At 67.0% G+C, this 25,826-nt stretch carries 28 protein-coding genes, 1 other RNA gene and 1 riboswitch; of the genes, 12 read left to right on the top strand and 17 right to left on the bottom strand.

Features of this window, described 5'->3' with window-relative positions; genetic code table 11:
• Positions 1–60 precede the first annotated feature (60 nt).
• From HH800_RS00420 to HH800_RS00405, 4 genes are all read left to right on the top strand, one after another.
• Positions 61–471, top strand: a complete 411-nt coding sequence (locus tag HH800_RS00420; RefSeq protein WP_169859797.1) for a hypothetical protein — start codon at positions 61–63, stop codon at positions 469–471.
• Between the two features lie 180 nt (positions 472–651).
• Complete coding sequence (locus HH800_RS00415; RefSeq protein WP_169859795.1) at positions 652–1,038, top strand: hypothetical protein; 387 nt, start codon at positions 652–654, stop codon at positions 1,036–1,038.
• Positions 1,038–1,940: a tyrosine recombinase XerC gene (locus HH800_RS00410; protein WP_169859793.1), complete on the top strand. Its 903-nt coding sequence runs from the start codon at positions 1,038–1,040 to the stop codon at positions 1,938–1,940. The genes HH800_RS00415 and HH800_RS00410 overlap by 1 nt, the downstream gene beginning before the upstream one ends.
• 74 nt (positions 1,941–2,014) lie before the next feature.
• Positions 2,015–2,308 carry a hypothetical protein gene (locus tag HH800_RS00405; RefSeq protein ID WP_169859791.1) on the top strand — a complete coding sequence of 98 codons (294 nt, stop codon included), beginning with the start codon at positions 2,015–2,017 and terminating at the stop codon, positions 2,306–2,308.
• Positions 2,309–2,447: 139 nt separating this feature from the next.
• On the opposite strand, the gene HH800_RS00400 is transcribed toward HH800_RS00405, so the two are convergent.
• From HH800_RS00400 to rsmI, 4 genes are all read right to left on the bottom strand, one after another.
• Positions 2,448–3,047 carry a DedA family protein gene (locus tag HH800_RS00400; protein WP_004210450.1) on the bottom strand — a complete coding sequence of 200 codons (600 nt, stop codon included), beginning with the start codon at positions 3,045–3,047 and terminating at the stop codon, positions 2,448–2,450.
• A gap of 118 nt (positions 3,048–3,165) precedes the next feature.
• Complete coding sequence (gene gshB, locus HH800_RS00395; RefSeq protein WP_004210448.1) at positions 3,166–4,140, bottom strand: glutathione synthase; 975 nt, start codon at positions 4,138–4,140, stop codon at positions 3,166–3,168.
• 130 nt (positions 4,141–4,270) lie between these two features.
• A complete protein-coding gene (locus HH800_RS00390) occupies positions 4,271–4,624 on the bottom strand; it encodes a YraN family protein (protein ID WP_004210447.1) in 354 nt (117 codons plus the stop codon).
• Positions 4,621–5,478, bottom strand: coding sequence for a 16S rRNA (cytidine(1402)-2'-O)-methyltransferase (gene rsmI, locus HH800_RS00385; protein WP_169859790.1), 858 nt, complete (start codon positions 5,476–5,478; stop codon positions 4,621–4,623). Before rsmI ends, HH800_RS00390 begins: the two co-directional genes overlap by 4 nt.
• Positions 5,479–5,489: 11 nt before the next feature.
• Between rsmI and HH800_RS00380 the strand changes: the two genes are divergently transcribed.
• The gene (locus tag HH800_RS00380) at positions 5,490–6,695 is read left to right on the top strand and encodes a penicillin-binding protein activator (protein WP_374552798.1); all 1,206 of its coding nucleotides are present in this window, start codon (positions 5,490–5,492) and stop codon (positions 6,693–6,695) included.
• Between the two features lie 37 nt (positions 6,696–6,732).
• Here the strand turns inward: HH800_RS00380 and HH800_RS00375 are convergent, their stop codons facing one another.
• Genes HH800_RS00375 through HH800_RS00365 form a run of 3 tightly spaced genes read right to left on the bottom strand, consistent with a single transcriptional unit; the run spans position 6,733 to position 10,347 of the window.
• Positions 6,733–7,506, bottom strand: coding sequence for an ABC transporter ATP-binding protein (locus tag HH800_RS00375; RefSeq protein WP_169859788.1), 774 nt, complete (start codon positions 7,504–7,506; stop codon positions 6,733–6,735).
• On the bottom strand, positions 7,500–8,504 hold the full coding sequence (locus HH800_RS00370) for a FecCD family ABC transporter permease (protein WP_235681982.1): 1,005 nt from the start codon (positions 8,502–8,504) through the stop codon (positions 7,500–7,502). The genes HH800_RS00375 and HH800_RS00370 overlap by 7 nt, the downstream gene beginning before the upstream one ends.
• Positions 8,491–10,347, bottom strand: coding sequence for a TonB-dependent receptor plug domain-containing protein (locus HH800_RS00365; protein WP_169859786.1), 1,857 nt, complete (start codon positions 10,345–10,347; stop codon positions 8,491–8,493). Before HH800_RS00365 ends, HH800_RS00370 begins: the two co-directional genes overlap by 14 nt.
• Positions 10,348–10,517: 170 nt before the next feature.
• Positions 10,518–10,760: riboswitch (cobalamin riboswitch) on the bottom strand.
• A gap of 139 nt (positions 10,761–10,899) precedes the next feature.
• Between HH800_RS00365 and HH800_RS00360 the strand changes: the two genes are divergently transcribed.
• Genes HH800_RS00360 through ispZ form a run of 5 tightly spaced genes read left to right on the top strand, consistent with a single transcriptional unit; the run spans position 10,900 to position 15,585 of the window.
• Positions 10,900–11,892 (top strand): threonine ammonia-lyase, encoded by a 993-nt coding sequence (locus HH800_RS00360; RefSeq protein ID WP_169859785.1) that lies wholly within the window; start codon positions 10,900–10,902, stop codon positions 11,890–11,892.
• A 40-nt stretch (positions 11,893–11,932) separates the two neighbouring features.
• Positions 11,933–12,745 carry a diaminopimelate epimerase gene (dapF, locus tag HH800_RS00355; protein ID WP_069335926.1) on the top strand — a complete coding sequence of 271 codons (813 nt, stop codon included), beginning with the start codon at positions 11,933–11,935 and terminating at the stop codon, positions 12,743–12,745.
• Between the two features lie 2 nt (positions 12,746–12,747).
• Positions 12,748–14,004 (top strand): tRNA (N(6)-L-threonylcarbamoyladenosine(37)-C(2))-methylthiotransferase MtaB, encoded by a 1,257-nt coding sequence (gene mtaB, locus HH800_RS00350; RefSeq protein WP_169859783.1) that lies wholly within the window; start codon positions 12,748–12,750, stop codon positions 14,002–14,004.
• Positions 14,004–14,942 (top strand): signal recognition particle-docking protein FtsY, encoded by a 939-nt coding sequence (gene ftsY, locus HH800_RS00345; protein WP_004210433.1) that lies wholly within the window; start codon positions 14,004–14,006, stop codon positions 14,940–14,942. Before mtaB ends, ftsY begins: the two co-directional genes overlap by 1 nt.
• Complete coding sequence (gene ispZ / locus HH800_RS00340) at positions 14,932–15,585, top strand: septation protein IspZ (RefSeq protein ID WP_004210432.1); 654 nt, start codon at positions 14,932–14,934, stop codon at positions 15,583–15,585. The genes ftsY and ispZ overlap by 11 nt, the downstream gene beginning before the upstream one ends.
• A gap of 21 nt (positions 15,586–15,606) precedes the next feature.
• Here ispZ and rnk read toward each other — a convergent pair whose 3' ends face one another.
• Positions 15,607–16,017: a nucleoside diphosphate kinase regulator gene (gene rnk, locus HH800_RS00335; protein WP_169859781.1), complete on the bottom strand. Its 411-nt coding sequence runs from the start codon at positions 16,015–16,017 to the stop codon at positions 15,607–15,609.
• A gap of 420 nt (positions 16,018–16,437) precedes the next feature.
• Between rnk and HH800_RS00330 the strand changes: the two genes are divergently transcribed.
• Positions 16,438–17,052, top strand: a complete 615-nt coding sequence (locus HH800_RS00330; RefSeq protein ID WP_010336711.1) for a superoxide dismutase — start codon at positions 16,438–16,440, stop codon at positions 17,050–17,052.
• A 170-nt stretch (positions 17,053–17,222) separates the two neighbouring features.
• Positions 17,223–17,669 (top strand): hemerythrin domain-containing protein, encoded by a 447-nt coding sequence (locus HH800_RS00325; protein WP_169859779.1) that lies wholly within the window; start codon positions 17,223–17,225, stop codon positions 17,667–17,669.
• Between the two features lie 7 nt (positions 17,670–17,676).
• On the opposite strand, the gene HH800_RS00320 is transcribed toward HH800_RS00325, so the two are convergent.
• The 9 genes from HH800_RS00320 to HH800_RS00280 form a co-directional block, all read right to left on the bottom strand.
• Positions 17,677–19,206, bottom strand: coding sequence for a methyl-accepting chemotaxis protein (locus HH800_RS00320; RefSeq protein ID WP_169859777.1), 1,530 nt, complete (start codon positions 19,204–19,206; stop codon positions 17,677–17,679).
• Positions 19,206–19,526, bottom strand: coding sequence for a hypothetical protein (locus tag HH800_RS00315; protein WP_004210423.1), 321 nt, complete (start codon positions 19,524–19,526; stop codon positions 19,206–19,208). The genes HH800_RS00320 and HH800_RS00315 overlap by 1 nt, the downstream gene beginning before the upstream one ends.
• A gap of 72 nt (positions 19,527–19,598) precedes the next feature.
• The gene (locus tag HH800_RS00310; protein ID WP_169863154.1) at positions 19,599–19,949 is read right to left on the bottom strand and encodes a (2Fe-2S) ferredoxin domain-containing protein; all 351 of its coding nucleotides are present in this window, start codon (positions 19,947–19,949) and stop codon (positions 19,599–19,601) included.
• A complete protein-coding gene (locus tag HH800_RS00305) occupies positions 19,922–20,470 on the bottom strand; it encodes a J domain-containing protein (RefSeq protein WP_004210421.1) in 549 nt (182 codons plus the stop codon). Before HH800_RS00305 ends, HH800_RS00310 begins: the two co-directional genes overlap by 28 nt.
• A gap of 49 nt (positions 20,471–20,519) precedes the next feature.
• Positions 20,520–22,487 (bottom strand): hypothetical protein, encoded by a 1,968-nt coding sequence (locus tag HH800_RS00300; RefSeq protein WP_169863153.1) that lies wholly within the window; start codon positions 22,485–22,487, stop codon positions 20,520–20,522.
• An 82-nt stretch (positions 22,488–22,569) separates the two neighbouring features.
• Positions 22,570–22,955: RNase P RNA component class A (rnpB, locus tag HH800_RS00295), an RNA gene on the bottom strand.
• A 29-nt stretch (positions 22,956–22,984) separates the two neighbouring features.
• Positions 22,985–23,683, bottom strand: coding sequence for an N-acetylmuramoyl-L-alanine amidase (locus HH800_RS00290; protein ID WP_004210419.1), 699 nt, complete (start codon positions 23,681–23,683; stop codon positions 22,985–22,987).
• 137 nt (positions 23,684–23,820) lie between these two features.
• Positions 23,821–24,690 (bottom strand): CheR family methyltransferase, encoded by an 870-nt coding sequence (locus tag HH800_RS00285; RefSeq protein WP_169859775.1) that lies wholly within the window; start codon positions 24,688–24,690, stop codon positions 23,821–23,823.
• Complete coding sequence (locus HH800_RS00280; RefSeq protein ID WP_169859773.1) at positions 24,690–25,784, bottom strand: chemotaxis protein CheB; 1,095 nt, start codon at positions 25,782–25,784, stop codon at positions 24,690–24,692. The genes HH800_RS00285 and HH800_RS00280 overlap by 1 nt, the downstream gene beginning before the upstream one ends.
• Between the last annotated feature and the right edge of the window lie 42 nt (positions 25,785–25,826).

Below are 25,826 nucleotides of genomic sequence, written 5' to 3'. Positions count from 1 at the left end.
GGCTGTAGCAGGATCAACATCCCCCTTCCCCTCCGCACCGATATCGTCCAGCCTGTCCCGATGACGAAAGCGCCGCTGGCTCTGGCCCTAATCCTTCTTGCCGCCATCTCCTGCGCACAGGGGAAGACGATCGATGGCATCGCCTATGGAGAAAAGGCCACGCTCTCGGGCATCTGGTTCACCAATTTCGAAAATAGCCGGTTCCTCGAATGCAGCGACAGCTGCGAGGGCGACAGTCTTTGCGAATGGGCATCGATCGCCTGCGCCGACAAGAACTGCGCGATGCTCGATCAGCCTGCCCGGAGAATCACGGGCGACAAGTCGCAGGAACCACCAGAAGGGGCGTTCCGCATTCGCTTCATCGGGCGACGCGGCCTTGTTCCGCATAAGTCCCGCTATCTGGGTGATGGCGGAAAGGACGTCTGGATCGATCAGGTGCTGGAGATCAGCCAAGCCGATGAACCGCGATAACTGTCCTACATCGCCCCCCTCTGCTAGGCTGCAGCCATGCGCAACGCAGCCCCTCCCCGCATTCCCTGCTCCACGCAACAAGATTTCCAACTCTTGTTTCATACTGTCAAAATGTGCGGGAAATATGCGAAGTTAAGCGCGGCATTTCCAACAACGACCTTAGGCCAACCTCTCACCGCCTTGGCGACAATCGGCCTGATCAGTCTGAGCGGCTGCGACACCTACACGGTGCCCGTCGATGCAAGTTATAGTCGCCCCGCCCAGGCAGGATCGCCAACCGCTCAACAGGATTATCAGCTAAGGCTCTGGGTCTCGCCACTCTATGTGCCCATCATCAGCCGGCACCTGAACAGCAGCAGTGCCACCATCTTCGAATGCCGCTCGGGGGTCCGCTTCGCGACGGTGAACGGCTTCACCCACGATCCGTCGTTAGGCTTTCAGGCGCATGTCCGCGTCAAATATACGATGCCCATGAACCGGATGTGCATCATGATGCGAGGCGGTCGATGGCTGGAACGGTTCGAGACTCTGCCGGCGCAGATCAAACCGATGGATGTCCTGTTTTGATGAGCGACAGCGTGACCCCCTCCCTCCCCGAACGCTGGCGCCAGCATCTCAGCCTCGACCGGCGGCGCTCGACCCACACGGTGCGAGCCTATGTCGCCACGGCCGAGCGGCTGGTCGCCTTCCTTGCCGAGCATCAGGGGCAGGCCGTGACCGCCACCAGCCTTGCCCGGCTGGAGCAGGCGGACCTGCGCGCCTATCTTGCGAGCCGCCGGGTCGACGGCATCGGCAATATCTCCGCCGCGCGCGAATTGTCGGCGGTGCGCGGCTTCCTGAAATTTGTCGGTGGCGCGGAAGCCCGCGTCCCCCAGCTCAAGGGGCCACGGGTCAAGCCCGGCCTGCCCCGCCCCATCTCCCCCGACGAGGCGCTGGCGCTGGCCGGCGACATTGCCGAGGGCGCGCGAGAGGACTGGATCGGCGCGCGCGACTGGGCGGTGCTGCTGCTGCTCTATGGCGCGGGTCTGCGCATTGGCGAGGCGATGGGACTGATGGGCGACGTCATGCCGCTGGGCGACACCCTGCGCGTCACCGGCAAGCGCGGCAAGACGCGGCTGGTGCCGCTGCTCCCGCAGGTCCGTGCCGCGATCGAGGCCTATGCCGACCAATGCCCCTGGTCGCCCGAACGCGACCAGCCGCTGTTCCGGGGTGCGCGCGGCGGTCCGCTTTCGGCCGCGCTCATTCGCCGGTCGGTGCAGGGCGCGCGCGGGCGCCTCGGCCTGTCGGACCGCACCACGCCCCATGCGCTGCGCCACAGTTTCGCGACCCATCTGCTCGGCCGGGGCGCAGACCTGCGCAGCTTGCAGGAACTGCTCGGCCATGCCAGCCTGACCTCGACCCAGGTCTATACGCAGGTCGATGCCGCCCATCTGCTCGACGTCTATCGCGCCGCCCATCCCCGCGCCTGAAACGGCCATGGATTCGCCGTAATCCTGCGTCAGCCTCGCTGGCAGATCCCCGTTGCGACCGGAGGAACCCCAGGATGCTGCGTCTGTTGATGGCCCTGCAAAGCGTTGGCGGCACCGACATCCCGCCCGAATTCGACCTGCAGAAGGTGCAGCCCGCGCCCAATCCCAACGCCATCGTCGTCACCGGCCGCCGCCGCGACGAGCGGGTCGAGCGCGAGGTCGCCGCCACCAGCGACGAGCCCCCGCTCGGCCGCGCCGAAATCACCCTGTTCGGCAAGGTGAAGGGCAATGTCCATGTCGAAAGCCAGACCATGGCGAACGGCACCACCTCGCAACGGGTGATGGTGGGCATCAAGCTGCCCTTCTGAGGCTGTTTGAAAAATCGCGAAAGGGCGATATTTCAGTACGGTACCAGCCCGCTCCCCCTCCCAACCACCCGACAGGATGACACTGGATCGGGCGGTTGGGCGGGGGCGCGGGCTGGTACCGGCTTTCTCAAACAGTCTCTTATCCCTTGGGCCGCCAGGTCGCCAATCGCCAGAGATAGAGCAGCACCGCACCGACCACGCAGGCGGTCGCCACCGGCCCCACATATTTGTCGATATCGCGGAAATTCTGGCCGAGCAGGAAACCGGCATAGGCCAGCACCAGATTCCACACCAGCGCGCCGCCGGCAGTCCAGATCAGGAAACGCACATGCCCCATGCGGAACAGGCCGGCGGGCAGCGAGATCATCGTGCGGAAGGCCGGCATGAAGCGGAACACGAAGACGACGATCTGGCCATATTTGCCGAACAGCCGGTCCAGCGCCTCGACATCGCGCCATTCCAGCGTCGCCCAGCGGCCGAAGCGATCGACCAGCGGCTTCAACCGGCCAAAGCCCAATATATGGCCGACCAGATACCAGAAATAATTGCCGATCGTGGTGCCCAGCGTGCCCGCCAGCAGCAGCCATTCCATCGCCATCCGCCCCTGGCCGACGCGGATGCCGCCAATCCCCATAATCAGTTCGGACGGGATCGGCGGAAACACATTTTCGAGGATCATCAGCAGGAAGATCCCCCAATAGCCCCCCGCATCGATCAACCGCAGCACCCAGTCGGTCATGGGTGCGTCCTGCCTCTTCCGTCATGCCAGCGCAGGCTGGCATCCCACTTATTTCTATTCCGAAGCCAGAAAGAGAGATCCCAGCCTTCGCTGGGATGACGGACAAGGCGCATGCAGGTCAGGCCGCCGCCCGCGCCGCCAGGCGGGCGTCGATCGCGTCCCAGATCATGCCACCGGTGTCGGTGCCGTCGAACGCGTCGATCGACACGATGCCGGTCGGCGACGTCACGTTGATTTCGGTAAGCCATTCGCCGCCGATCACGTCGATGCCGACGAACAACAGGCCGCGGCGCTTCAATTCCGGCCCCATCGCCTCGCAGATTTCCCGCTCGCGATCGGTCAGCACCGTCTTGGCCGCCGATCCGCCGACCGCCAGGTTGGAGCGGATTTCGCCCGCGCCGGGAATGCGGTTGACCGCGCCCGCGACCTCGCCATCGACCAGCACGATGCGCTTGTCGCCCTGCGCGACGCCGGGAATGAAGGCCTGGACCATGAAGGGTTCGACCCACGAAGCCTTGAACAGTTCCACCAGCGACGACAGGTTCGCGCCATTGCTGCCGACATGGAACACCGCGACGCCGCCATTGCCATAAAGCGGCTTCACCACGATCTCGCCATGCTCGGCCAGGAAGCTCTTCACTTCGGCCAGGTCGCGGGTGATCATCGTCGGCGGCATGAAGCGGGCATAATCGAGCACGAACAGCTTTTCGGGCGCATTGCGGACGCTGGCAGGGTCGTTCACCACCAGAGTCTCTTCCTGCACCCGCTCCAGCAAATGGGTGGCGGTGATGTAGCTCAGGTCAAAGGGCGGATCCTGCCGCATCCACACGACATCGACGTCGCGGCCCAGGTCCAGCATCTCCGGCTCGCCCAGCGCATAATGATCGCCCTCGACCTTCTGCACCTTCACCGGCCGCGCCTTGGCCAGTACCCGGCCGTCGCGATAGGTCAGGTCAGGCGCCAGATAATGATAGAGCTTATGCCCCCGCGCCTGCGCCGCCAGCATGATGTGGAAGGTCGAATCGCCGGCGATCCTGATCCCTTCCATCGGGTCCATCTGCATGGCGACGGTCAGGGGGTTGAGTTCGGTCATCTTCATTCCTTTTACCGTTCGCCCTGAGCGAAGTCGAAGGGCTCCGCCGAGCGTTAGCGAGGTGACTTGCCTTCGCTGGCGCTCAGGCGTGGGCTTCGACTTCGCTCAGCCCGAACGGAATAGAGAGCCCTCACCCCCCATGCCAGACATTGGCCAGATGGCGTGGCGGGCGGCCGGGCGCAAGGAGGATGACGTCAATTCGCATGTCGTCTCCGGGTCTTGCCAGCTGATGCCATAATATTTCGGCGCTCGCCGCCACCCGTGCCAGTCGGCGCTGGTCGATCGCGACGTCCAGTTCGGCGTCGGTCGCGCGGCTCTTCACCTCGACAAAGGCCAGCATCGCCCCCTTGCGCGCGACCAGGTCCACCTCGCCCGCGGGCGTGCGCAGGCGCTGGCCGACAATCTGCCAGCCCTTGAGGCGCAGCCACCAGGCGGCGATGCGTTCGGCCTGCCGGCCGCGCTTCTCCGCCTGCTGGCGGTTCACGCCTCGCGTTCTCCCTTGAGTTCGTTCGCCCGGTCATAGAGCGTCCGCCGGTCGAGCCCCAGCTTCTTGGCGACCTCGCCCGCCGCCTTCGATACCGGCAGCCGGGTCAGCGCCTCCCGCAGCGCCGCGTCGGCATCCTCGGCGCTGGCCGGCGGCGCCTCGCCGGGCGGGCCGACGATGACAACGATCTCCCCCTTGGGCGGCGCATCGGCATAGCGGGCGGACAATTCGCTTAGCGTGCCGGTCGCCGTCTCCTCGAAGGTCTTGCTGATCTCGCGACTGACCGCCGCCTCGCGATCGCCCAGCGCCGCCGCCATCGCCGCCAGACTGTCCGACAGCCGCGGCCCGCTTTCGTAGAAAACGAGGGTCGCGCGCAGCGCCACCACCTCGGCCAGCACGTCGCCGCGCGCTTTCGCCTTGTTCGGCAGGAAGCCCATGAACAGGAACCGATCGGTCGGCAGGCCCGACAGGGTCAGCGCCGCGATCGCCGCGCTCGGCCCCGGCAGGGTCGTGATCCTGCGCCCGGCCGCCCGCGCGTCGCGCACCAGCTTGTAGCCCGGATCGGAAATCAGCGGCGTCCCCGCGTCCGACAGCAGCGCCACCGATTCGCTCGCCATCCGCTCGATCAGCCGTTGCCGCACATTTTCGGCGCTATGGTCATGATAGGGAATCATCGGCCGATCCGATCCCGCATGGCGCAGCAGCCTTGCGCTGACCCGTGTATCTTCCACGGCGACCACGTCGGCCAGCCGCAGGACTTCGGCCGCGCGCGGCGTAAGGTCTCCAAGGTTGCCGATCGGCCCCGCCACGATGTAAAGCCCGGGCTCAAGCCCGGATGCCAATATAGTTTCCATAAGGATCCCAGATGACAGAGACGGATGCCCCCCGGCAAGCGAACATGTTCGCGGCGATGAAGCGCAGCGCGCGATTGCTGTTCGTTGCAAGCACCATCATGCTTGCCGCCTGTCAGTCGATCGTGCCCAAGGGCCCCGGCCCAGCCCAGCCCACCGGCCCCGCCAAGCCGACCGGCCCGGAAGTGACCCAGGGCCTGCCGACCGACACTGCGCGCCACCGCGTCGCGCTGCTGGTGCCGACCAGCGGCCCCAATGCCGGCGTCGGCCAGTCGATCGCCAATGCCACCACCCTGGCGCTGATGGACATCAAGACCGACAAGGTCCGCATCACCACCTATGACACCGCCACCGGCGCCGCGGCGGCCGCCAACCGGGCGCTGGCCGACGGCAACCGCCTGATCCTGGGTCCGCTGCTGGCCGATGACGCCCGCATCGTCGGGCCGATCGCGGCCAAGGCCAATGTCCCGGTCATCAGCTTCTCCAACGACACCAGCGTCGCGGGCAGCAACATCTTCCTGATGGGCTATACCCCCAACCAGTCGATCGAGCGGGTGATCGGCTTCGCCCGTCAAAAGGGCCTGTCCAATTTCGGCGCGCTGGTGCCGCGCGGCACCTATGGCGAGCGCGCCGGCAATGCGCTGCTGCGCGCGGTCGAACAGGCTGGCGGCACGGTCGTGTCGATGCAGACCTTCGATCGCACCCCCGCCTCGATCACCGCTGCGGTCAAGAAGCTGCAAGCCTCGTCCAGCTATGACGCGCTGCTGATCGCCGACAGCGGCCGGGTCGCGCTGCAGGTCGCACCGATCGTGCGCAAGAATGGCGGCGCCAATGCCCGCCTGCTCGGCACCGAAATCTGGAATACCGAAGAATCGCTGGCCGCCAGCCCCGTGCTACGCGGCGCCTGGTATGCCAGCGTGTCGGACGGCCTTTATCGCCAGCTCGCGACCAAATATCGCACCCGCTACGGCAGCGCGCCCTTCCGCCTGTCTTCGATGGGCTATGACGCGGTGCTGCTGACGGTGCGGATCGCCCAGGACTGGAAGCCGGGCGCGCCCTTCCCCACCGCGCGCCTGCGCGATCCGGGCGGCTTTGCCGGCATCGACGGCGCCTTCCGCTTCAATCGCAACGGCATCGCCGAACGCGCACTGGAAGTGAGCGAGGTCGGCGCCGGCACGATCAGCGTGGTCGATCCCGCCCCACGCGGCTTCGGCAACTAAGCAAAGGGGGCCGGAAGGCCCCCTTTTTCGTTCCCGATCAGACCCGTGCCGTCGGCACGATCAGCGGCAGGCCGTCGTTGACGTCGATCCGCGCTGCGACGCCATAGACGGATGCCAGCCGCTCCGGCGTCAGCACGTCCATCGGCGCCCCGTCCGCCACCAGCGCGCCGCCATCCATCAGCAGCAGCCGGTCGCAATAGCGCGCCGCCATGGCGAGGTCATGCAGCACGGTGACGACCAGCGCCCCGCCCTGCGCCTGCGCCCGCAACAAGGCCATCACGTCGATCTGGTGGCCGGGGTCGAGCGCGGCGAGTGGCTCGTCGGCGATCAGCGCCGGCGCACCCACCGCCAGCGCCCGCGCCAGCAGCACCCGCGCCCGCTCGCCGCCAGACAGCTCAGTGGCGATCCGCCCCTTGAAGCCGGTGACATCGGCGCGGGCCATCGCATCCTCGATCGCCGCCTCATCGTCGGCGGTCAGGCGCGACAGCGGCCCCAGATGCGGCAAGCGCCCCAGCGCCACCAGCCGCTCGACCGCCAGGGGCCAGTGCAATGTCTGGCCCTGCGGCAGATAGGCGATGGACCGCGCGACCGCCTCGCGCGACAGCCGCTCGATCGGCGTGCCGTCCAGCAGCGCGCGTCCGGCGGCCGGCTTCACCAGCCCCAGCAGCGCCCGCACCAAGGTCGACTTGCCCGCGCCATTGGGGCCGATCACGCCGATCAACTGGCCCGGCGCCATGGTCAGGTCGACGCCGCGCACCGCCAGATGGCGGCTCAGCCGGACGTCCAGTTGCTCGGTCGACAGGGTCACCATAGCCGCCGCTCCCGCATCAGGTGAATGAGGAAGACCGGCACGCCCAGGATCGCGGTCAGCACGCCCAGTTTCAGTTCGCTGCTGGTCGGGATGATGCGCACGCCGATATCGGCCAAGGTCAGCAGCACCGCGCCACCCAGCATGGATGGCAACAGCAGCGCGGAGGGCGACCGATCGGTCAGCGGCCGCACCAGATGCGGCACGATCAGACCGACGAAACCGATCGATCCGGTCACCGCCACCGCGCCGCCGACACCGATCGCCACCCCCGCCATCAGCCGCAGCCGCGCCCGCGACAGGTCGACGCCCAGCGCCCGCGCGCCATCCTCGCCCAAGGTCAGCGCGTCGAGCGCGCGCCCGTCATAGAGCAGCAGCGCCGCGCCGACCGCGATGCAGGGCAGCGCCAGCAACAGATGGTCGATGCTGCGATTTTCCAGGCTGCCCATCAGCCAGCTCATGATCTCCATCGCGGCAAAGGGATTGGGCGACAGGTTGAGCGCCAGGCTGATCCCCGCCCCCGCCAGCGTCGCGACCGCGATCCCTGCCAGGATCAGCGTCAACGGGCTTTCCGATGGTCCCGCCAGCAGAAACAGCGCGCCGATCGCCGCCAGCGCGGTGACGATCGCCAGCAGCGGCAACGCCATCGGGTGCAGTTCGGACAGGCCGAAATAAAGCGCGATCACCGCGCCCAGCGCCGCCGCATTGGACACGCCCAGCACGGCGGGTTCGGCCAGCGGATTGCGCAAATAGCCCTGCAATGCCGCGCCCGACAGGCCCAGCATGGCGCCGACCAGCAGGCCGATCGCCATGCGCGGCAGGCGCAGGTCGATGATGATCGCCCGCGCCACCATGTCGCCGCCGCCGGCCAGCACCGCCAGGATGCGGGCCGGCGCGATCGTCACCGATCCCAGCGCGACCGACGAGATAGCCGCGACGAGCAGCAGGGCGATCAGCCCCGGCAGCAACAGGGGATGCCGCCGCCCCTTAGAAGCGGACACGCACGCCGCCATAGGCCGACCGGCCATAGGTGCCATAGCCATAGGCCGTGGCGTAATCCGCATCGAACAGATTGTCGATCCGGCCATAGACTTCCAGATGGTCGCCCACGGGGAAGGACGCGCGCAGCCCGGCCAGCGCATAGCCGTCGAGCCGGCGGGTGTTGGCCGTGTCGTCATAGCTGTCGCCGACCATGGTCAGCGTCGCGCCGGTCGACAGGCCGAAGGCCCAGAGATAATCGGCCGACACACTGACCGCATTGGCGGCGCGGCGCGGCAGGCGATTGCCGTCGGTGGCCCCGCCCGACCGATCGCGCGCATCGACATAGGAGTAGGAGGCCGCCACCGTCAGGGCCTCGACCGGCTTCAGCGTCAGCGTCGCTTCCACGCCCTTGGCGCGGGTCCGGTCGAGATTGCCATAGGTGTAGGTCGCATAGTCATAATTGATCTGGTTGCGGGTATCGCGCCGGAAGGCGGTCAGCGACAGCACGGCCCGGTCCCCGTCCAGGCTCTGGTCGAAGCCGATATCATAGCTTTTCGACCGCTCCGGCCGCAGCGCGCTGTTGCCGCTATAGGTGTCGTAGAGTTGATAGAGGGACGGCGCCTTGAACCCCTCGCCATAGGAGAGGCGGATATTGGTCGCGCCGGCGTTCGGCGTGTAATTGGCGTTGGCGCCAAAGGTGGTCGCGCCGCCGAACTGGCTATGATCGTCATGGCGCAACCCGCCGGTGACGGCGAGGCCGGTGAGCGGCTTCATCACCGCCAGCGCATAGACGCTGTCGATATTCGCCTTTGCGCTGTCGGTGCTGCCAAAGCCGAAATAATCATAGTCCGGCCGCTCATGCTCATAGCCGAAGATCAGCTTGGCCTGGTCGACCGGGGCATAGACGCCCTCATATTCGAAGCGCAGGTTGGTGCCCGAATAGCCATAGTCCGGGTCGGTGCCGCGCACGAAATAATAGTCGCGATCGTTGCGCAGCCAGGTGACGGCAGCGCGGTTGGTCAGCTTGCCGTCGAGCAGCGCCAGGTTGATCCCGGCATAGCCGACATATTGGTCCAGCTTGCTGACGTCGCTGCTGTCGGCCGGCGCGCCGAAGAAGCTGTCATAGTCGAGATCGGCATGGATATAATAGCCGCGCAGGTCGAGGCTTAGGCTGTCGGTGAAAGCGATCTTCAGCTTGGCGTTAGTGGCGATATTCTCATAGCCATCCTTCTCCACGCCGCCGAACGACCGGCCGACCGAGGAGATGCCGTCGGTGTTGAAATAGGCGACGCCGACGCCGCCCGACACCGCGCCATGCGTGCCCGACACATCGGCCTTGGCGTTCAGCGTATCGCTATAGCCATAGTCGGCCGAGGCGTTAACCTCGAAACCCTCGCTGGGCGCGCCGGTCATCACATTGACCACGCCGCCGATCGCCTGGCTGCCATAGACCACCGAGTTGGAGCCGCGCAGCACTTCGATCCGGCGGATATTGCCGGTCAGCAAATGGCCGAAATCATAGCCGTCGCCGATGCCGCTCGGGTCGTTGACCTTGACCCCGTCGATCAGCACCAGCGTCTGGGTCGTCTCAGCGCCGCGCAGCGACACGCCGGTCACGCCGCCGGTGGAGCCGTTGCGGCTGAAACGGACGCCCGGCGTGGTGGCGAGCAGGTCGACGACATCGACCGCCTGGCGCGTTCTGATCGTGTCGGCATCGATCACCGTGATCGCCTGGCCGACCTCGTCGCGCGGCTGCGCAATGCCCGAAGCGGTGACGACGATATCGTCATCCTGTGCCAGATCCTGGGCCAGTGCCGGCGTAGCGGCCAGCAGCGCGATCAGCGAAATCCCCAACATCTTCATTTTATCGTCCCCCGGCGTCCGTCGATTTGGAACCGGGGCGTCCGCACAAGCGGTCGCTGCGTGAGGATCGGGAAGACGCCAGCGCCCCACCCCACGCACCGATGCGGCCCCGGCCGCCATGGGCGTCGCTCGACGGAAACACCGCGCCATGGCCATCCCCTGGGCCAGGGCAAGAGCGACCAGACGCCGGCAGGTCTCCTGGCTCGCGGGTCAGGGCAGCGATGCGCCAGCCTTCCCGGACCTGTCGGTCCAGTGGCCGGTTCCGGCCCTCCCCTTTTGAAGAGCTTGGGAACCCTGCGCATCGCGCTCACCGCTTACAGTTGCAGGGACAGCCGCGGATTTGGAAGGGCTGCGCCCCCCGCACCGCATTCCCGTTTTCAGCCCTTGCGGGCACCGGCGCGATCATGCGCGTCCGGGGCTTTTGACCGCCCCGGCGCGCGGCCCCCATAAGCCAAAGCACAAGCCCTGCCAAGCGGGCCAGGATCGCCCCGGCGGATCGTTGCGCGGCGCCGGCGGGCGGCTATGCAGGGGCCACTTACCGGGAGACGCCACATGACCGATTCGCTTGCCATCACCGCCGCCGACGTCGCCGATGCCGCGCGGCTGATCGCGCCGGCGGCGGTCCGTACCCCGCTGATCGAGAATGCCGCACTCAACGATCATTGCGGCCGGCGGGTGCTGGTGAAGTTTGAGGGCGCCCAGCATAGCGGATCGTTCAAGTTTCGCGGCGCCTATAACCGCCTCGCCCGCCTCGATGCGGCGGAACGGGCGGCGGGCGTCGTCGCCTGGTCCTCGGGCAACCATGCCCAGGGCGTCGCCTTCGCCGCCCGCCTGCTCGGCATTCCCGCCACGATCGTGATGCCGGCCGATGCCCCGGCGATCAAGACCGCCAACACGCGTGCGATGGGGGCTGAGGTCGTCCCCTATGACCGCTTCACCCAGAGCCGTGAGGAAATCGCCACCGCCCTTGCCACCGAACGCGGCGCGACGCTGGTTCCCTCCTTCGACGATCCCTTCATCATCGCCGGCCAGGGCACGATCGGCCTCGAAATATTGGAGCAGGCGCAGGCCGCTGGCGCCGACCTCACGCAAATCCTCGTCTGTTGCGGTGGCGGCGGGCTGGTCGCAGGCACGGCGACGGCAGTCAAAGCCGCCCGCCCCGACATCAGCGTCTATGCGGTCGAACCCGCAGGCTTTGACGATACCGCCCGCTCGCTCGCCAGCGGCACGCGCGAAAGCGTCTCGCCCGACGCGCGCAGCATCTGCGACGCCCTGCTGGCGCCCAGCCCCGGCGCGCTGACCTTCCCGATCAACCACACCCTGCTCGCGGGCGGCCTCGTCGTCAGCGACGATCAGGTGCGCGACGCGATGCGCTTCGCCTTCACCACGCTCAAGCTGGTGGTCGAACCGGGCGGCGCGGTCGCCCTCGCCGCCATGCTCGCCGGCCTCGCCCCGCCCACCAACGGCGCCACCGCCCTCGTCATCTCCGGTGCCAATGTCGATCCGCAGGATTATGCAGCCATCATCGGCGGCCAGAACGCCTGACCGCTGGTCTTTTGCCCCGTCCCGCACTAAATGCGGCGCCATGATGAGCCGCTTTTCCAAGATGCATGGTCTGGGCAATGATTTCGTCGTGATCGACGCGCGCCAGGCGCCGGTCGCGATGACGGAAGCGCGCGCCCGCGCCATTGCCGATCGCCATGCCGGCATCGGCTGTGACCAGTTGATCGTCATCGGCGATGCCGAGACCGGCGACCAGGCCGACGTGTCGATGCTGATCTTCAATTCCGACGGTTCGGAAGTGGAAGCCTGCGGCAATGCCACCCGCTGCGTGCCACTGTTCGTCGGCAAGGACGTGCTGATCCGGACCAGGGCCGGGCTGCTCGACGCCAAGGGCGTGGACGGCGGCGCCAGCGTCGACATGGGCGCGCCCCGCTTCGACTGGGACGCGATCCCGCTCGCTTATCCGATGGACACGCTGACCATGAGCGCGAGTTGGGAAGACCTGCCCGCGCCGGCCGCCGTCAATGTCGGCAACCCGCATGTGATCTTCTTCGTCGAGGATCTGGACGCGGTGGATTTCGAGCGCCTCGGCCCGCTGATCGAGCATGACCCGCTCTTCCCCGCCCGCGTGAACGTCAATTTCGCGCAGGTCGTCGGCCCGCAGCATCTGCGCCTGATCGTCTGGGAACGCGGCGCCGGCCTGACCCGCGCCTGCGGCACCGGCGCCTGCGCCACCGCCGTCGCGGCGATCCGCCGCAAGCTGATGGCCGGGCCAGTGACCGTCAGCCTGCCGGGCGGCGACCTGGAGATCGACTGGGCACCGGGCGGCACGATCCGCATGACCGGCCCCGCCACCCATGTGTTCGACGGCGAGGCGGACTGGGACCGCTTCTGACCGTGCCCGGTCCCGACATCATCACCCTGGGCTGCCGGCTCAACATCGCGGAAAGCGAAGCTATTCGTGAGATAGTTGGCCGGGAGATGGCCGGCGCACAGGACGACCTGATCGTCGTCAACAGCTGCGCCGTGACCGCCGAGGCCGTGCGCCAGACCCGGCAGGCGATCCGCCGCGCCAGGCGAGACCGCCCCGACGCCCGCATCCTGGTCACCGGCTGCGCTGCCCAGACCGAACCCCAGACCTTCGCCGCCATGGCGGAAGTGGACGGCGTGATCGGCAACCGGGAGAAGCTGGAGGCCGCCGCCTTCGTTCCGGTAGCGGATAAGGTCAACGTCTCCGACATCATGGCCGTGCGCGACACCGCGCCGCACATGGCCAGCGCCTTTGCCGAACATGCCCGCGCCTTCCTGGAGGTGCAGAATGGCTGCGATCACCGCTGCACCTTCTGCATCATCCCCTATGGCCGGGGGAACAGCCGCTCCGTGCCCGCCGGCGCGGTGATCGACAAGGCGAAGCAGCTGGTCGATGCGGGCTATGGCGAGATCGTGCTGACCGGCGTCGACGTCACCAGCTATGGCCCCGACCTGCCGGGCAGCCCCTCGCTCGGCCAGCTTGTCGAACGGCTGCTGCGCCATGTCCCGGACCTGCCCCGGCTGCGCCTCTCCTCGATCGACAGTGTCGAGATTGACGAGCGGCTGTTCGACCTCATCGCCCATGAGCCGCGCATGATGCCGCATCTGCATCTCTCGCTACAGGCCGGCGACGACATGATCCTCAAGCGCATGAAGCGCCGCCATGCCCGCGCCGATGCCGTGCGGATCGTCGAGCGGGTGAAGGCCGCCCGCCCGGACATCAGCATAGGCGCCGACATCATCGCCGGCTTCCCGACCGAGGATGAGGCCATGTTCGCCAACAGCCTGGCGCTGGTAGCCGATTGCGACATCGTCCATGGCCATATCTTCCCCTATTCGCCGCGCACCGGCACGCCGGCCGCGCGCATGCCCCAGCTGGATCGCGCCACCATCAAGGCGCGCGCCGCGCTGCTGCGCGACGCCTGCGCGGCGCAGCGCGACGCCTGGCTTGCCCGCCTGGTCGGCACCCGCCAGTCGGTGCTGGTCGAACGCAATGGCCTGTCGGGCCATGCGGAAAATTTCGCGCCGGTGCGCTTCACCACGCCCCAGCCCCCCTCCACGATCGTCGCGGCCCGCATCAGCGGCCTTGAGAATGGCGCGCTGATCGCGCAAGAGGCGCAATAATGACTGACACCGGCACCAGCTGGCGCGACCGCCTCTTCGGCGGCCTCAAGCGCACATCCGACAAGCTCGGCGAGAATCTGACCGGCCTTTTCACCAAGGCCGCACTCGACGACCAAACCCTCGACGAGATTGAGGAAGCCCTGATCATGTCCGATCTCGGCCCGGCCATGGCCGGCCGGGTTCGTGATCGCCTGGCCGAAGGGCGCTACAACAAGGAACTGACCGAGGAATATCTGCGCGAGATCATCGCGGAGGAGATCGAGAAGGTGCTGGCCCCGGTCGCCCGCCCGCTGGAGATCGAAGCCTTTCCGCGCCCGCAGGTGATCCTGGTGATCGGCGTCAACGGATCGGGCAAGACCACCACCATCGCCAAGCTCGCCAATAATTTCCTGGAACAGGATTATGGCGTGATGCTGGCGGCGGGCGACACGTTCCGCGCGGCCGCGATCGGCCAGTTGAAGGTCTGGGCAGAACGCCTCGGCGTGCCCATCGTCGCTGGCAAGGAAGGCGGCGACGCGGCTGGCATCGTGTTCGACGCGGTCAAGCAGGCGACGGCCACCGGCATCGACGTGCTGATCGTCGACACCGCCGGCCGCCTGCAGAACAAGACCGAACTGATGGACGAACTGGCCAAGGTGCGCCGCGTGCTCGGCCGATTGAACCCGGCCGCCCCGCACGACGTTGTCCTGGTCCTTGATGCCACCACGGGACAGAATGCGTTGAACCAGATCGAAGTCTTCAAGGAAACCGCACAGGTCACCGGCCTGGTCATGACCAAGCTCGACGGCACCGCGCGCGGCGGCGTGCTGGTCGCGGCGGCGGAGAAATATCGCCTGCCGATCCACGCCATCGGCGTGGGCGAAAAGATCGAGGATCTGCGCCCGTTCGATGCCGGCGACATGGCACGCGCGATCGCGGGGACGGCCTATGCCCGCTGACGCCAAGAAGCCCGCCCATGGCGGCAGCCTCAGCCTCGCGCTCGATTTCGGGCCGCTGCTGGTCTTTTTCCTGAGCTACAAGGGCGCGGGCTGGTTCTGGGGTGCGGGCAACCCGATCACCGCCATGAGCTTCGGCACCGCCGCCTTCATGGCCGCGATCGTCATCGCCGTCATCATCTCCAAGGTGAAGCTCGGCCGGGTCTCGCCGATGCTGTGGCTCTCGGCGCTGCTGATCCTCTTCTTCGGCGGCCTCACCATCTATTTCCACGACCAGCGCTTCATCCAGCTGAAGCCGACCATCATCTACGCCTTCTTCGCGCTGATGCTGTTCGCCGGGCTGCTACGCGGCAAGCCGCTGCTCAAATATCTGCTCCAGGCCGCCTATGACGGGCTGACCGAGGAAGGCTGGCGCAAGCTGTCGCGCAACTGGGCCCTCTTCTTCGTCGCCATGGCGGTCGCCAACGAACTCATGCGCCGGTCGATGAGCTTCGACACCTGGCTCGCGGTCAAGGTCTGGGGCGTCACCATCGTCTCGGTCGTGTTCGCCGGCGCCAACATCCCGATGCTGCTGCGCCACGGCCTGACCCTGGACGATGGCCTCGACAGCGACGAGGTGGGCGAAACCACCCCGCCGCAGGGCTGACACGGCACTGACCTGCGTGGTTCAGGCCTGCGCCTGGACCACCGCATCCACCAGGATGTCGCGCAGATGGCCGTCGCGGTCCGGCCACAATATCGCATTGCCCGCCCGCATCCCGATCAGCGCGGCGCCGACCGGCGTCAGGATCGATATCCGGCCCAGCGCCACATCGGCATGGCTGGGATAGACCAGTTCCACCCGGCGCGGCGCCCCACGCGCACCATCGCGATAGAGGATGGTCGATCCCATCGCCGCGACATCGGCCGGCAGCGCCGCCCGGCTGCATAACTGCGCCCGGCCGACCTCCTCCAGCAACAACTGACTGACGTCGGGGAAGCGGTCGCGCGCCGCCCAGGCGAGGTCGGAAATCATGTCGGCTTCGGATTCGACAATATGGATCGGCGGCACGGCCGCCCATTTCTGTTGCAGAGTCATGGGAAAACTTCCTGATAGGGGTGCGCGCCCAGTGCTCGGGCGCAAGGCGTCAAGAAGGGTGCCCCGGACCTGCCGGCAGCGCGCCTGTCAGGTCCGGGGCGGATGGCCCGCGAGAAGCTGTCCCCCATGATGGCGGAAGCGCGCAAAGATGATCTTGAACGGCATGGCCGCGATCATGTTCGGCCCCGTCCCGCCTGTCAAGCAAGCCGCCCCGGCCCTGCCCCGCCCATCACCGCCCGAAAGCCCCGCCAACCGCCTGTTTCTGCGATCGTTTCGCAATAGGCACATATTGGTTTTCTTGGGCGTTGGGTGCGCATATGGGAAGCGACGGAGGCGTCAACGCCCCGCCCGGACCATAGAATCAACCGGCCGCGCCAGCCATTGCCCGGCCGCCCCATAACGAACCCGAGGAGTTCCGCCATGGCCTTTGTTCTGCCCGACCTTCCCTATGCCAAGGACGCCTTTGGCGACATCCTGTCGGTCGAAACCTTCGACTTCCACCACGGCAAGCATCACAATGCCTATGTCGTGAAGGCCAATGAACTGGTCGCCGCCGACGAGAGCCTGCAGGGCAAGTCGCTGGTCGAATTGATCAAGTCGTCGAAGGGCGGCCTGTTCAACCAGGTCGGCCAGATCTGGAACCACACCTTCTACTGGAACTCGCTGTCGCCGGTGAAGACCGCCCCGACCGGCGACCTGCTCGCCAAGATCGAGGAAGCCTTCGGTTCGGTCGACGCGCTGATCGAAAAGCTCAAGGCAGAGGCCGTCGGCCACTTCGCCAGCGGCTGGGCCGCGCTGATCCTGAAGGACGGCAAGCTGGAAGTGACCAGCTATCATGACGCCGACACCCCCGTCGCGCATGAAGGCCATGCGCCGCTGCTGATCCTCGATGTGTGGGAACATGCTTACTACATCGACTATCGCAACCTGCGCCCGGCCTATGCCGAAAAGCTGCTGAAGGAAGCGATCAACTGGGACTTCGCGGCCCTCAATCTCGACGGCCAGGGCGCCAGCCGCGCCGACCAGCCGGCCTGATCGCGACAGGCTCCGATGGAGCCTGATCCACAGGATCGATGACAGAAGGACCGTCCGGTGCGCAGGCGCCGGGCGGTCTTTCTTTTTTACAGGCTTTGCGCGCTTTGCCCGCCCTGCGCTCCAATCCCCTCTTAACGCCGGCCAACGCATGATCGCACGCGGCAGGGAGGATGATCGCGATGAACATGGACGAGTTGGGCACGCAGCATGAGGAGATCGCCCTGATCGCCGCGCACCTGCGCCAGGCGATCGCCGATCCCGACCAGCCCCAGGCGGTGAGCGCATTGCGCTGGCAACTGGCGCGCAAGCTGATGGCCCATCTCGCGCTGGAGGATCGCATCCTCTACCCCGCGCTCCAGCGCCAGGGCGACGATCGCGTCCGCACCACCGCCGCGCGCATCCAGGCCGAGATCGGCGCGCTGGCCGAGAGCTTCGCCCGCTACATGGCCGCCTGGACCGACGAGCGGATCACCCGCGACTGGCGCGGCTTCTGCGCCGACAGCGGCCGGATATTGGATGCCCTTGCCCGGCGGATCGATCGGGAAGAGCGCGTCCTCTATCCGCTGGCACGCTCTATCGATGACCAGGCAACCGGCCAGATAGCCCGCGCCGGCTGACCGGCGATCAAGCCGCTTCCAACTGCGCCACGAACAGGTCGGTCGCGCGCTGCAACTCCTGCGCGGTGCGCGACAGGCCGGCCGCCGCGCTCGACACGCGATCGGACAGATTTTCGGTATTGCGCGCGACATCGGCCACGGTCGCCATGCGCTGCGCCATATGATCGGCATCGCGGGCGGTATCGCGCGCCGACTGGCCGATCGCCGCCGTCGCATCGCGCTGGTCGGCTACCGCACGCTGGATCGCCTGCGCCGCCTGCGCCAGTTCCTCGACGCTGCCGGCGACCTCGGACAGGGCTTCCTGCGCCACCCCGGCCCCCTGCCGCGCGGACGAGGCCAGCGACTGGATTTCGCCGGTCGCACTCGCCGTCTGATTGGCCAGCTGCTTCACCTCGCCGGCCACCACCGCAAAGCCGCGCCCGACCTCGCCGGCCCGTGCCGCCTCGATCGTGGCATTGAGCGCCAGCAAATTGGTGCGGGCGGCAATCTCGGTAATCGAATCGGCGAAGCTGGTGATCGACGCGGTGCGCCCTTCCATCGCCTGCATCGCTTCATGCCCCGCCACCGACACGCGCTGCGCCTCGCCGCCCAGGCTCGCCTGCTGGCTGGCCGCCGCTGCAATCGCACTGATCGATTCGGATAATTGCTCGATCCGCCGCGCCAGTACCGCCGCGCTGGCCGAGGATTGGCCCGCCGCCGCCATCGTCTCGTCCGTGCCCACGCTCGCCCGGCGCGCCAGATCATGCAGCAGCCCGGCCGATTCCTTGAGTTCGCCCGTTGCCGCGCTGACCGCGCTCACCACGCCCGCCACCGACTGGCGGAAGGCGCCGACCAGCGCCAGCGTCTCGCTGCGCCGGTCCTGCGCCATCCGTGTCTTTTCGGCGTCCCGCTCGATCCGCAGATGCGCCTCGCGCGCGTCGGACTGGCGCTGGGCATCCATCGCCGATTCCGCCGCATTGCGCCCGGCCTGCGCTTCCCGCGCCAGCCGGGCGGTGTCCGCCACATGCGCGTCCTGCGCCAGCAGCAGCCCATGCAATTTGATGCTGAGATAGCCCAGGATCGTGCCCTGCAGCACCACCGCAAAGCCGTGGATGATGACCCGGCCGATCTCCGCCTGCCCCGAGAACACCCAATTGGGCGCGACATAGGTCAGCACCAGATGATGCGACGCGATCAACACCGACGCCAGCAGGATCGGCCGCCAGTCGTAGAGCACCGCCAGCGAGGCGAGCGCCACGAAGAAATACATGTGCGCGTCCATCTGCCAGACATGGCCGCTCAGCAGGAACAGGGTGATCGCCGGCTGCACCGCCGCCAGCGTCCCCATCACCAGCCGCACCTCCAGGTCGTTGCGACGCCGCATCACCATCCAGGTCGGCAGGATGTTGGCCAGCGCCGACAGCAGCATGGCGGGCGCCGCCCGCTCATTGCCGATCATCATGCCGCCAATGCCGATCAGCACGGTCCAGATCAGGCTGCACAGCAACAGGATGCGCAGGCCATGCAGGCGCAGGCTTTCGAGACTATTGAACGCCATCAGGCCAATCCTCCCACCGGTTCGCCACAGGCCGCGGCAAAGGCGCGCAGCGGCAAGATACCGCCCCGCAACAAGGGCAGCAGCGCGTCGCGCTGCCCCTCCACCACCATCGATCCGGGCAGGCGTCCGCTCGCCACCAGCCGGGCGCCATGCGCCACCGCATCGGGCACCAGATGCGCGCGCGCACCGGCCGTCATCGGGATCAGCAGGATGCGCCCCTGCGCCGGCGGATTGCCGTAGAGCAGGGCGAGACCCAGGAGGATGATCGCGAGCTGGGCCAGCAGCACCGCACCGCGCGAGGAAGGAAGCCATATCCGCATGCCATCCCCCCTAGGAAATGTTGGTAAGGATAGGCTTAACAGGCCCGTCCGGATTTACGCATTTTGCGTAAGTCAGCCCGGATTCTGCGTTTCCGCCTGCGCCGGCAGGTCCAGCGCCGTCGCCAGTGCGTCCAGATCCGCCCCAGGCCGCACCAACAGCCAGTCGCGGCTCGCGGCGCCATTGACCACCGTGATCGCGCCCTTGGGACAGACGCCCAGGCAATTCACCTCTATGATGCCGGCCGCCGCCTTGCGCCCCTTCTTCAGCGACAAATGCCGCCGCAGCGCCTTGGCCAGCCGCTCCTCGCCATCCTTGCCGAAGCCGCCGTCCAGCTTCTTCGAGCATTTGCGGCAGACCAGCACGGCATTTTGCCAGTTGGACCGGACATGATCCTTCAATCGCTGGCGCCCCGCGGCTTCCAGGTGCGCCGTTCCTCGGCCGCGCGCAGCACCTCATAGGCGGCCTGGATCGTCTGGAACTGCACCGCCGCCTCGGCATCGCCCGGCTTCACGTCAGGATGATATTCCTTGGCCAGGCTGCGCCAGCTCTTGCGCACCGCCTCGAAATCGGCGTCATCCTCCAGCCCCAGCGCCTGCAGCGCGTGCATCTCGTCGCGCGACCGGCTGCCGTCGCCGGGACCGCCCCAGCCATGATGGGCGCTCGACTGATAGCCGCCGGCATCGCGCCGTTCGGTGCGCTCGCGTTCGGCCCGCTCTTCCTCGTCCAGTCCCTGAAAATAGTCCCAGTTGCGGTTATATTCGGCCGCATGCTCGCTGCAGAAATACCAGCGGTCCGGGCTGTTGGGCGATTTGGGCGCGGGGCAGTTACCCGGCTGGTCACAGCCGAAACGGTCGCAGATGCGCACGCGCTGCGCTTCCCGCGTCGCGCCATAGGCACGCCAGCGGGGAAAACCCCAGTCATTTGATCGGCTCTGTCTTGCCATCGGACCAAATTAGGGAAGCCGCGCCCGGAAAGCCAGCCCTGCGCCGGGATTAGCGACGGAAAGTCACCCCCTGCATGTTGCCGCCGCAGCCAAGGCCACCATCGGGGCGATAGCTTTGCTCATATTTGGCCCGCGTCACGATCTTCGTGCCGTTGGTGCCAAAGATCATCGGCGGATAGGTGATGACGGCCCGCTGGTTGCGGGTCGTGCCGTCCGCCGCGATGTCGAACTGGACCCGCGTCCATCCCTCGACACCCACGGACACCATGTCCGTGGGATAATCGGCGGAGGATACTGGCGCGCTGCGCAGGCTGGGCTTGGCATCGACGATCGAACATTGCTGCGCCGACAATCCGGTCGCGGCATAATCGGCCCGTGCCGCTTCCAGATTGCCGCCGGTCGCCTGCAGGCTCGCCCGTCGCACCAGCGCTGCCACGCGCAGCGGATCATTGGCCGGCAAGGCGCCATCGTCGATCACCGCGTTGAGCAGCGCCTGCGACCCGGCCTTTTCCCTGGGCCTCAGATCATCATAGGCCAGGATCGCGAAGGTCGCCCGTGCATCGGCATCGGCCTGATAGTCGGCGGCGCGCAACGCATAGGGGGAATCGGCCCGGATACGGATATCCACATGCTCGGCCGCATCATGGACCAGGCGGTCGACCAGCAATTGCGCCAGCGGCGGGGCATCCGCCGTCCGCACCACCCGGCGCAGCAACGGGCCATAGGTCTCGACATCCTCGCGCGCGGCCATCGATCCGGCGAGCAGCGGGATCAACACCGGCACCAGTTCCACCGTCGTATCGCCCTTCTGGCTGCGGATCAGCTGCGCCTGCTGCAACAGCAGGGTGCGCTGCCGGGTCATCGGCACATTGTCCAGCACCGGGCCGGGAACGCGTCTGGCCTCGAGCCAGTCGCCCAAAGCCTTGGTCGGCCCCGCCAGCATCGACGGACCGCCTTCCGCGGTCGAACAACGCAGTTCCAGCCGCGTGACGAACCGGAACAGCGCCGGGATATTCTTCACGTCATCGGGCCGCCACGACCAGTCCCGCACCGCCCGCGCAAACGCCAGCGCCGACGGGCCGGGGCGCGATCCATAGACTGGCCGGGCATAGGAAACGGCGCCGCTGTCGCTGATGCCGAATTCCACCACGGCATAATCCTCGGGCTGGACGCCATCCTCGCCACAGCGCGGCAGCGCCATGTCCGCGCCCTGGGTGAAGTCCTGCTGCGGCATGCGCCCGGCACCGGTATAGACCAGATAATTGCGCGCCGTGTCGCGATGGCCGGCCAGCATGGCCGCGATCGACGCATCCGACCGGGTCACCAGATCATTGAAATCGACCCTGGTGGTCAGCCCGCCCTGCTGCTTCACCGCCCGCGCGAACAGTTTTTCCGCAGGATCGAACTGGCCCAGATTGAGCAGCGCCCGCCCCCGGATCAGGTCGATATGCGCCAGCGACGCCTTGTCGAACATCTTGGGGTCCGCGACCGCGATGGCATTGGCCGCTTCGGCGGCCTTCAGCGCTTCGGCCGGATCGACGAACGTGCCGGCCTGCGCCTGCCCCAGCAGCGCCTGGATGCGCGCCGCCGGCCTCTCCGCTTCGGCCAGCGCCGCGCTGAAATGGGCCAGCGCACCGACATAGTCGAGGTCGCCCATCGACACGCGGCCCAGCGTGTAGGCGGCACGATAACGGTCGGTCGACAGGCTGGCATCATCCCTGGGCAGGGCCGGCGCCGTCTGGTTCAGCAGGTCGCGCGCCTCGGCCCAGCGCGACAGTTCCGCCAGCACCATGGCCTTGCGCACCCGCACGATCGCCAGGCTACGCGGGTTGCGCACCACCCGGCCTTCCAGCGCGGTGAGGATTTCAAGCGCGCGGGGATAATCCGCCGCCTCGGTGGCTTGCGTCGATTGCTCGAACAATTGCTGGATCGTGCCAGTTGCGGGCGCGGGGGCCGGCGCTGCCGGCGCCGCATCCTGCATCGCATGGCCGATAGCGGGCATGGCGGCCATCGCCATCAGCAAGGCCAAATATCTGTTACGCAAACCATATCCCCCCAAGACCACGGACCGGTTATTGCGATAACCTCGCAACAGGGGAAATGCCAGAGGGCCTGTAAGCCGGGTTCTGTCCACCCCCAAAGGGGGATAGGCGACCATTCCTCTAGGAGACGGATTGCTCCGTCCCTCAAGCAACCAACCCGAGCGGTCTCAGTCGAAACAGACCTAGCAGTCAAGCTGCGCGCCGCCCCTATTCGGTCTTGCTCCCGGTGGGGTTTACCGTGCCGTCTTGCGTTGCCGCAGACGCGGTGCGCTCTTACCGCACCCTTTCAATTTCACTGGGCCGAAGCCTTAGTGACCTGCTTTCTGTTGCACTGTCCCTTGGATCACTCCAGCCGGCCGTTAGCCGGCACCGTCATTTCGTGGAGCCCGGACTTTCCTCGCCGTGGAAGTTACCCGCCACGCCGCGGTCGCCCGACCCTCTGGCACGGGCGCCTATAGGCGCAAAAATCGGGTCAGTCATCCCCTGTCGGCTTGGGCAGCAGCAAGGCGAGCAAAATCGCCCGGCATTCGCCATCGATGACGCCGTCGATCAGTTCCGGGCGGAAGCGCCGCTGGAAGGCGACGACCGCCGGCTCCGGTTCGGCAATGTCATAGCCGAAACGTTCGAGCGCCAGCATGAAGCCGCTGTCGGTCCAGTGCGGGTCCATCAGATTCTTGGTCGGTCGCGGCAGCGCCAGCCGCAGCCGCGCCAGTTGCCCCCAGGGGAATAGTTCGCCCGGATCCTGCTTGCGCGCGGGCGCGATGTCGCTGTGCCCGACGATATTGCCGCGCGTGATCCGGTGACGCTGGACGATGTCGTGGACCAGCGGGATCAGCGATCCCATCTGCGCCTCGGGAAAAGGCCGATAGCCCCATTCATGCCCCGGATTGACGATCTCGATGCCGATGCTGGCGCTGTTCACATCGTCGATGCCGCGCCAGTGCGACCGGCCGGCATGCCAGGCGCGCTTGTCCTCGGCCACCATGCGGATGATCTGGCCATCCTCGGTCACGACATAATGGGCCGACACCTTGGATTCGGCATTGGCCAGCCAGTTGATGGCGCTCGCCGCGTCCGGCATGCCGGTATAATGGAGCACCAGCATGGTGATCGGCAGGCTGCGCTCGTCATAATTGGGCGACGGCGTCTCGATCATGGGGATGTCGGTCATCGCAAAGGGCCCGTCACCACGAAAAGTCCAGTCTCACGCCCTGTTCCGCCCTGCGTCGCGCCGCGTCATGCAGCCACGAACGGAATCATGGCCGAGACCGGCGCGGCAATCAAGCGTGGTAAATGATCGGCGGACGATTAGCCCGCGCGCCGGGCCGAATTGCCGGCATCTGCCGAATAGCCTCGCCGCGCATAGCTACCGCGAAATTCGGGATGCGGCACGAATTCCTCGCTCTGGCCGATCACCGTCTCGCCCGCGCCCAGCAGCAGAACCGACCGGTCATGGCTGTGCCGTGCCAGCAGGTCGAACACGCTCTGGCGCCTTTCGGGCGAGAAATAGAGCAGCACATTGCGGCAGAGCAGCAGGTCATAGGCGCCGGTCGGCACCCGCGCGGCGAACAGATTATCCTGACGGAAATCGATCATCCGCCGCAGCTCCGGGTTCGCCCGCCAGTCATCGCCCGCCGGCTCGAACCATTTGATCAGGTCGCCGATCGGCAGGCCGCGCTGCACGTCCATCTGCGAAAAGACGCCGCTGCGCGCCTGGTCGATCGCCGCGCTGGAAATATCGGTCGCCAATATCTCGATCCGCCAGCCCGCCCAGCGCGCCGCCTCGTTACAGAAGCGGATCGCCAGCGAATAGGCTTCCTGCCCGGTCGAACAGCCCGCGCTCCAGATCCGCAGCACCCGGTCGCCCCGCGCCTCCTGGATGCGCGGCAATATCTGCCGGTGGATGAGGTCGAATATCTGCAGATCGCGGAAGAAGCTGCTTTCGTTGTTCAGCAGTGCGTTCACCACATCCTCGTCCAGCCGCGGATTGCGGCTGCGCAGCAGCTTGCCGGCCAGTTCATCGATATCCTGCAACCCATGATCGCGCAGCACCGGCTTCAGCGCCGTCTCCATGCGCCAGGCCCGCCCCTCGGACAGAACCTGGCCGGTCCGCGCTTCCAGCAGACCCGTCAAAATCCGGGCAGCGCCCGATCCCATCCTGGAAGGGGGCAAGGCCATCAGTCGTTCATCTTTCCGCGTCGTGCGACAAAATCCATGATCGCATGGGGTTCCATCAGCGCACAGGTCAGCCCTGCCCCCGCGACCGATCCCGGCATCCCCCATACCACGCTGCTTGGCTCATCCTGGGCGACGATCCAGCCGCCCGCTGCCACGATATCCCGCGCCCCGGCCGTGCCGTCGCGGCCCATGCCGGTGAGCACGATCCCCGCCGCGCCCGCGCCATAGACATCCGCCATGGCGGCGAACATCGGATCGACGCCCGGCAGATTGCCCGACGGCGTCCGTTCCGGGTCCAGCACCACGCTCACCCGGCCATGCAGCCCGCGCCGCAGCAGCAGATTGGCATCGCCCGGCGCGACATAGACGGTGTCGGGCGCCAACTGGTCGCCGGCCTCCGCCACCTTGACCCGCAGGCTGGTCATGCGCGCCAGTTGCTGCGCGAAATAGACGGTGAAACTGACCGGCAGATGCTGGGTCAGCAGGATCGGCACGCCCAGCGGCGCGGTCAGGCCGCTGAACAACTGGCTGAGCGCATGGATGCCCCCGGTCGAGGCCCCGATGCCCAGGCAGGCCAGGGGTTCGACCGCAGCGCCGGTCGCATGGGCGGGCGGAACCATGGTTGATCGCTGCGCCGGTGCCGTTGGCGCTTCGCCGCCGAACAGCCGGCCAAGCCGATCGATCAATGCCTGTGGGAATTGTTCGCCAAAGCTGCCGCTGCCCGGCTTGGACAGGATATCGCTCGCGCCCAGCGCCAGCGCCTCGATCGCCGCCGCGCTGCCCTCCTCGCAGCGGCCGGACAGGATCGCCACCTTGCCCTGCGGGTTCGATCGCAGGATCGCGGGCAGCGCCGCCAGGCCGCTCTGGCCCGGCAGTTCGATGTCGAGCAGCACCAGGTCGACACTATGTTCGGCCAGATAGCGCAGCGCATTTTCCGCGCTGTTGGTCTTGTGGACGACGGTAAAGCCGGGATCGGCGTTCAGGATGCGCTCGATCACCGTGCGCACCACCACCGAATCGTCAACCACCAGCGTGCGCACCGCGGGAGCGGTGTGGCTGTCGAGGCTGACCATGGTCGGCACGAAGACGGTCATTGACGGGCTTTCAGAACGAAGAGGCTGGGAAAGACGGCGATA

It is taken from the genome of Sphingobium yanoikuyae, assembly GCF_013001025.1.
Taxonomy (GTDB): Bacteria; Pseudomonadota; Alphaproteobacteria; order Sphingomonadales; family Sphingomonadaceae; genus Sphingobium; species Sphingobium yanoikuyae_A.
Note: the sequence above shows the minus strand (reverse complement) of the source record. Positions and strands in the feature narration are given on the sequence as shown.

Coding starts and splice junctions, on each gene's coding strand:
- HH800_RS00305 (WP_004210421.1), bottom strand. CDS start 20,470: ATGGCAAGACAGAGCCGATCAAATGACTGGGGTTTTCCCCGCTGGCGT.
- rnk (WP_169859781.1), bottom strand. CDS start 16,017: ATGACTCTGCAACAGAAATGGGCGGCCGTGCCGCCGATCCATATTGTC.
- HH800_RS00405 (WP_169859791.1), top strand. CDS start 2,015: ATGCTGCGTCTGTTGATGGCCCTGCAAAGCGTTGGCGGCACCGACATC.
- HH800_RS00410 (WP_169859793.1), top strand. CDS start 1,038: ATGAGCGACAGCGTGACCCCCTCCCTCCCCGAACGCTGGCGCCAGCAT.
- HH800_RS00285 (WP_169859775.1), bottom strand. CDS start 24,690: ATGGCCTTGCCCCCTTCCAGGATGGGATCGGGCGCTGCCCGGATTTTG.
- HH800_RS00420 (WP_169859797.1), top strand. CDS start 61: ATGACGAAAGCGCCGCTGGCTCTGGCCCTAATCCTTCTTGCCGCCATC.
- HH800_RS00380 (WP_374552798.1), top strand. CDS start 5,490: ATGACAGAGACGGATGCCCCCCGGCAAGCGAACATGTTCGCGGCGATG.
- HH800_RS00400 (WP_004210450.1), bottom strand. CDS start 3,047: ATGACCGACTGGGTGCTGCGGTTGATCGATGCGGGGGGCTATTGGGGG.
- gshB (WP_004210448.1), bottom strand. CDS start 4,140: ATGACCGAACTCAACCCCCTGACCGTCGCCATGCAGATGGACCCGATG.
- HH800_RS00280 (WP_169859773.1), bottom strand. CDS start 25,784: ATGACCGTCTTCGTGCCGACCATGGTCAGCCTCGACAGCCACACCGCT.
- HH800_RS00300 (WP_169863153.1), bottom strand. CDS start 22,487: ATGGCGATGGCCGCCATGCCCGCTATCGGCCATGCGATGCAGGATGCG.
- ispZ (WP_004210432.1), top strand. CDS start 14,932: ATGCCCGCTGACGCCAAGAAGCCCGCCCATGGCGGCAGCCTCAGCCTC.
- rsmI (WP_169859790.1), bottom strand. CDS start 5,478: ATGGAAACTATATTGGCATCCGGGCTTGAGCCCGGGCTTTACATCGTG.
- HH800_RS00375 (WP_169859788.1), bottom strand. CDS start 7,506: ATGGTGACCCTGTCGACCGAGCAACTGGACGTCCGGCTGAGCCGCCAT.
- HH800_RS00320 (WP_169859777.1), bottom strand. CDS start 19,206: ATGGCGTTCAATAGTCTCGAAAGCCTGCGCCTGCATGGCCTGCGCATC.
- HH800_RS00365 (WP_169859786.1), bottom strand. CDS start 10,347: ATGAAGATGTTGGGGATTTCGCTGATCGCGCTGCTGGCCGCTACGCCG.
- HH800_RS00330 (WP_010336711.1), top strand. CDS start 16,438: ATGGCCTTTGTTCTGCCCGACCTTCCCTATGCCAAGGACGCCTTTGGC.
- HH800_RS00325 (WP_169859779.1), top strand. CDS start 17,223: ATGATCGCGATGAACATGGACGAGTTGGGCACGCAGCATGAGGAGATC.
- HH800_RS00315 (WP_004210423.1), bottom strand. CDS start 19,526: ATGCGGATATGGCTTCCTTCCTCGCGCGGTGCGGTGCTGCTGGCCCAG.
- HH800_RS00290 (WP_004210419.1), bottom strand. CDS start 23,683: ATGACCGACATCCCCATGATCGAGACGCCGTCGCCCAATTATGACGAG.
- dapF (WP_069335926.1), top strand. CDS start 11,933: ATGATGAGCCGCTTTTCCAAGATGCATGGTCTGGGCAATGATTTCGTC.
- ftsY (WP_004210433.1), top strand. CDS start 14,004: ATGACTGACACCGGCACCAGCTGGCGCGACCGCCTCTTCGGCGGCCTC.
- HH800_RS00360 (WP_169859785.1), top strand. CDS start 10,900: ATGACCGATTCGCTTGCCATCACCGCCGCCGACGTCGCCGATGCCGCG.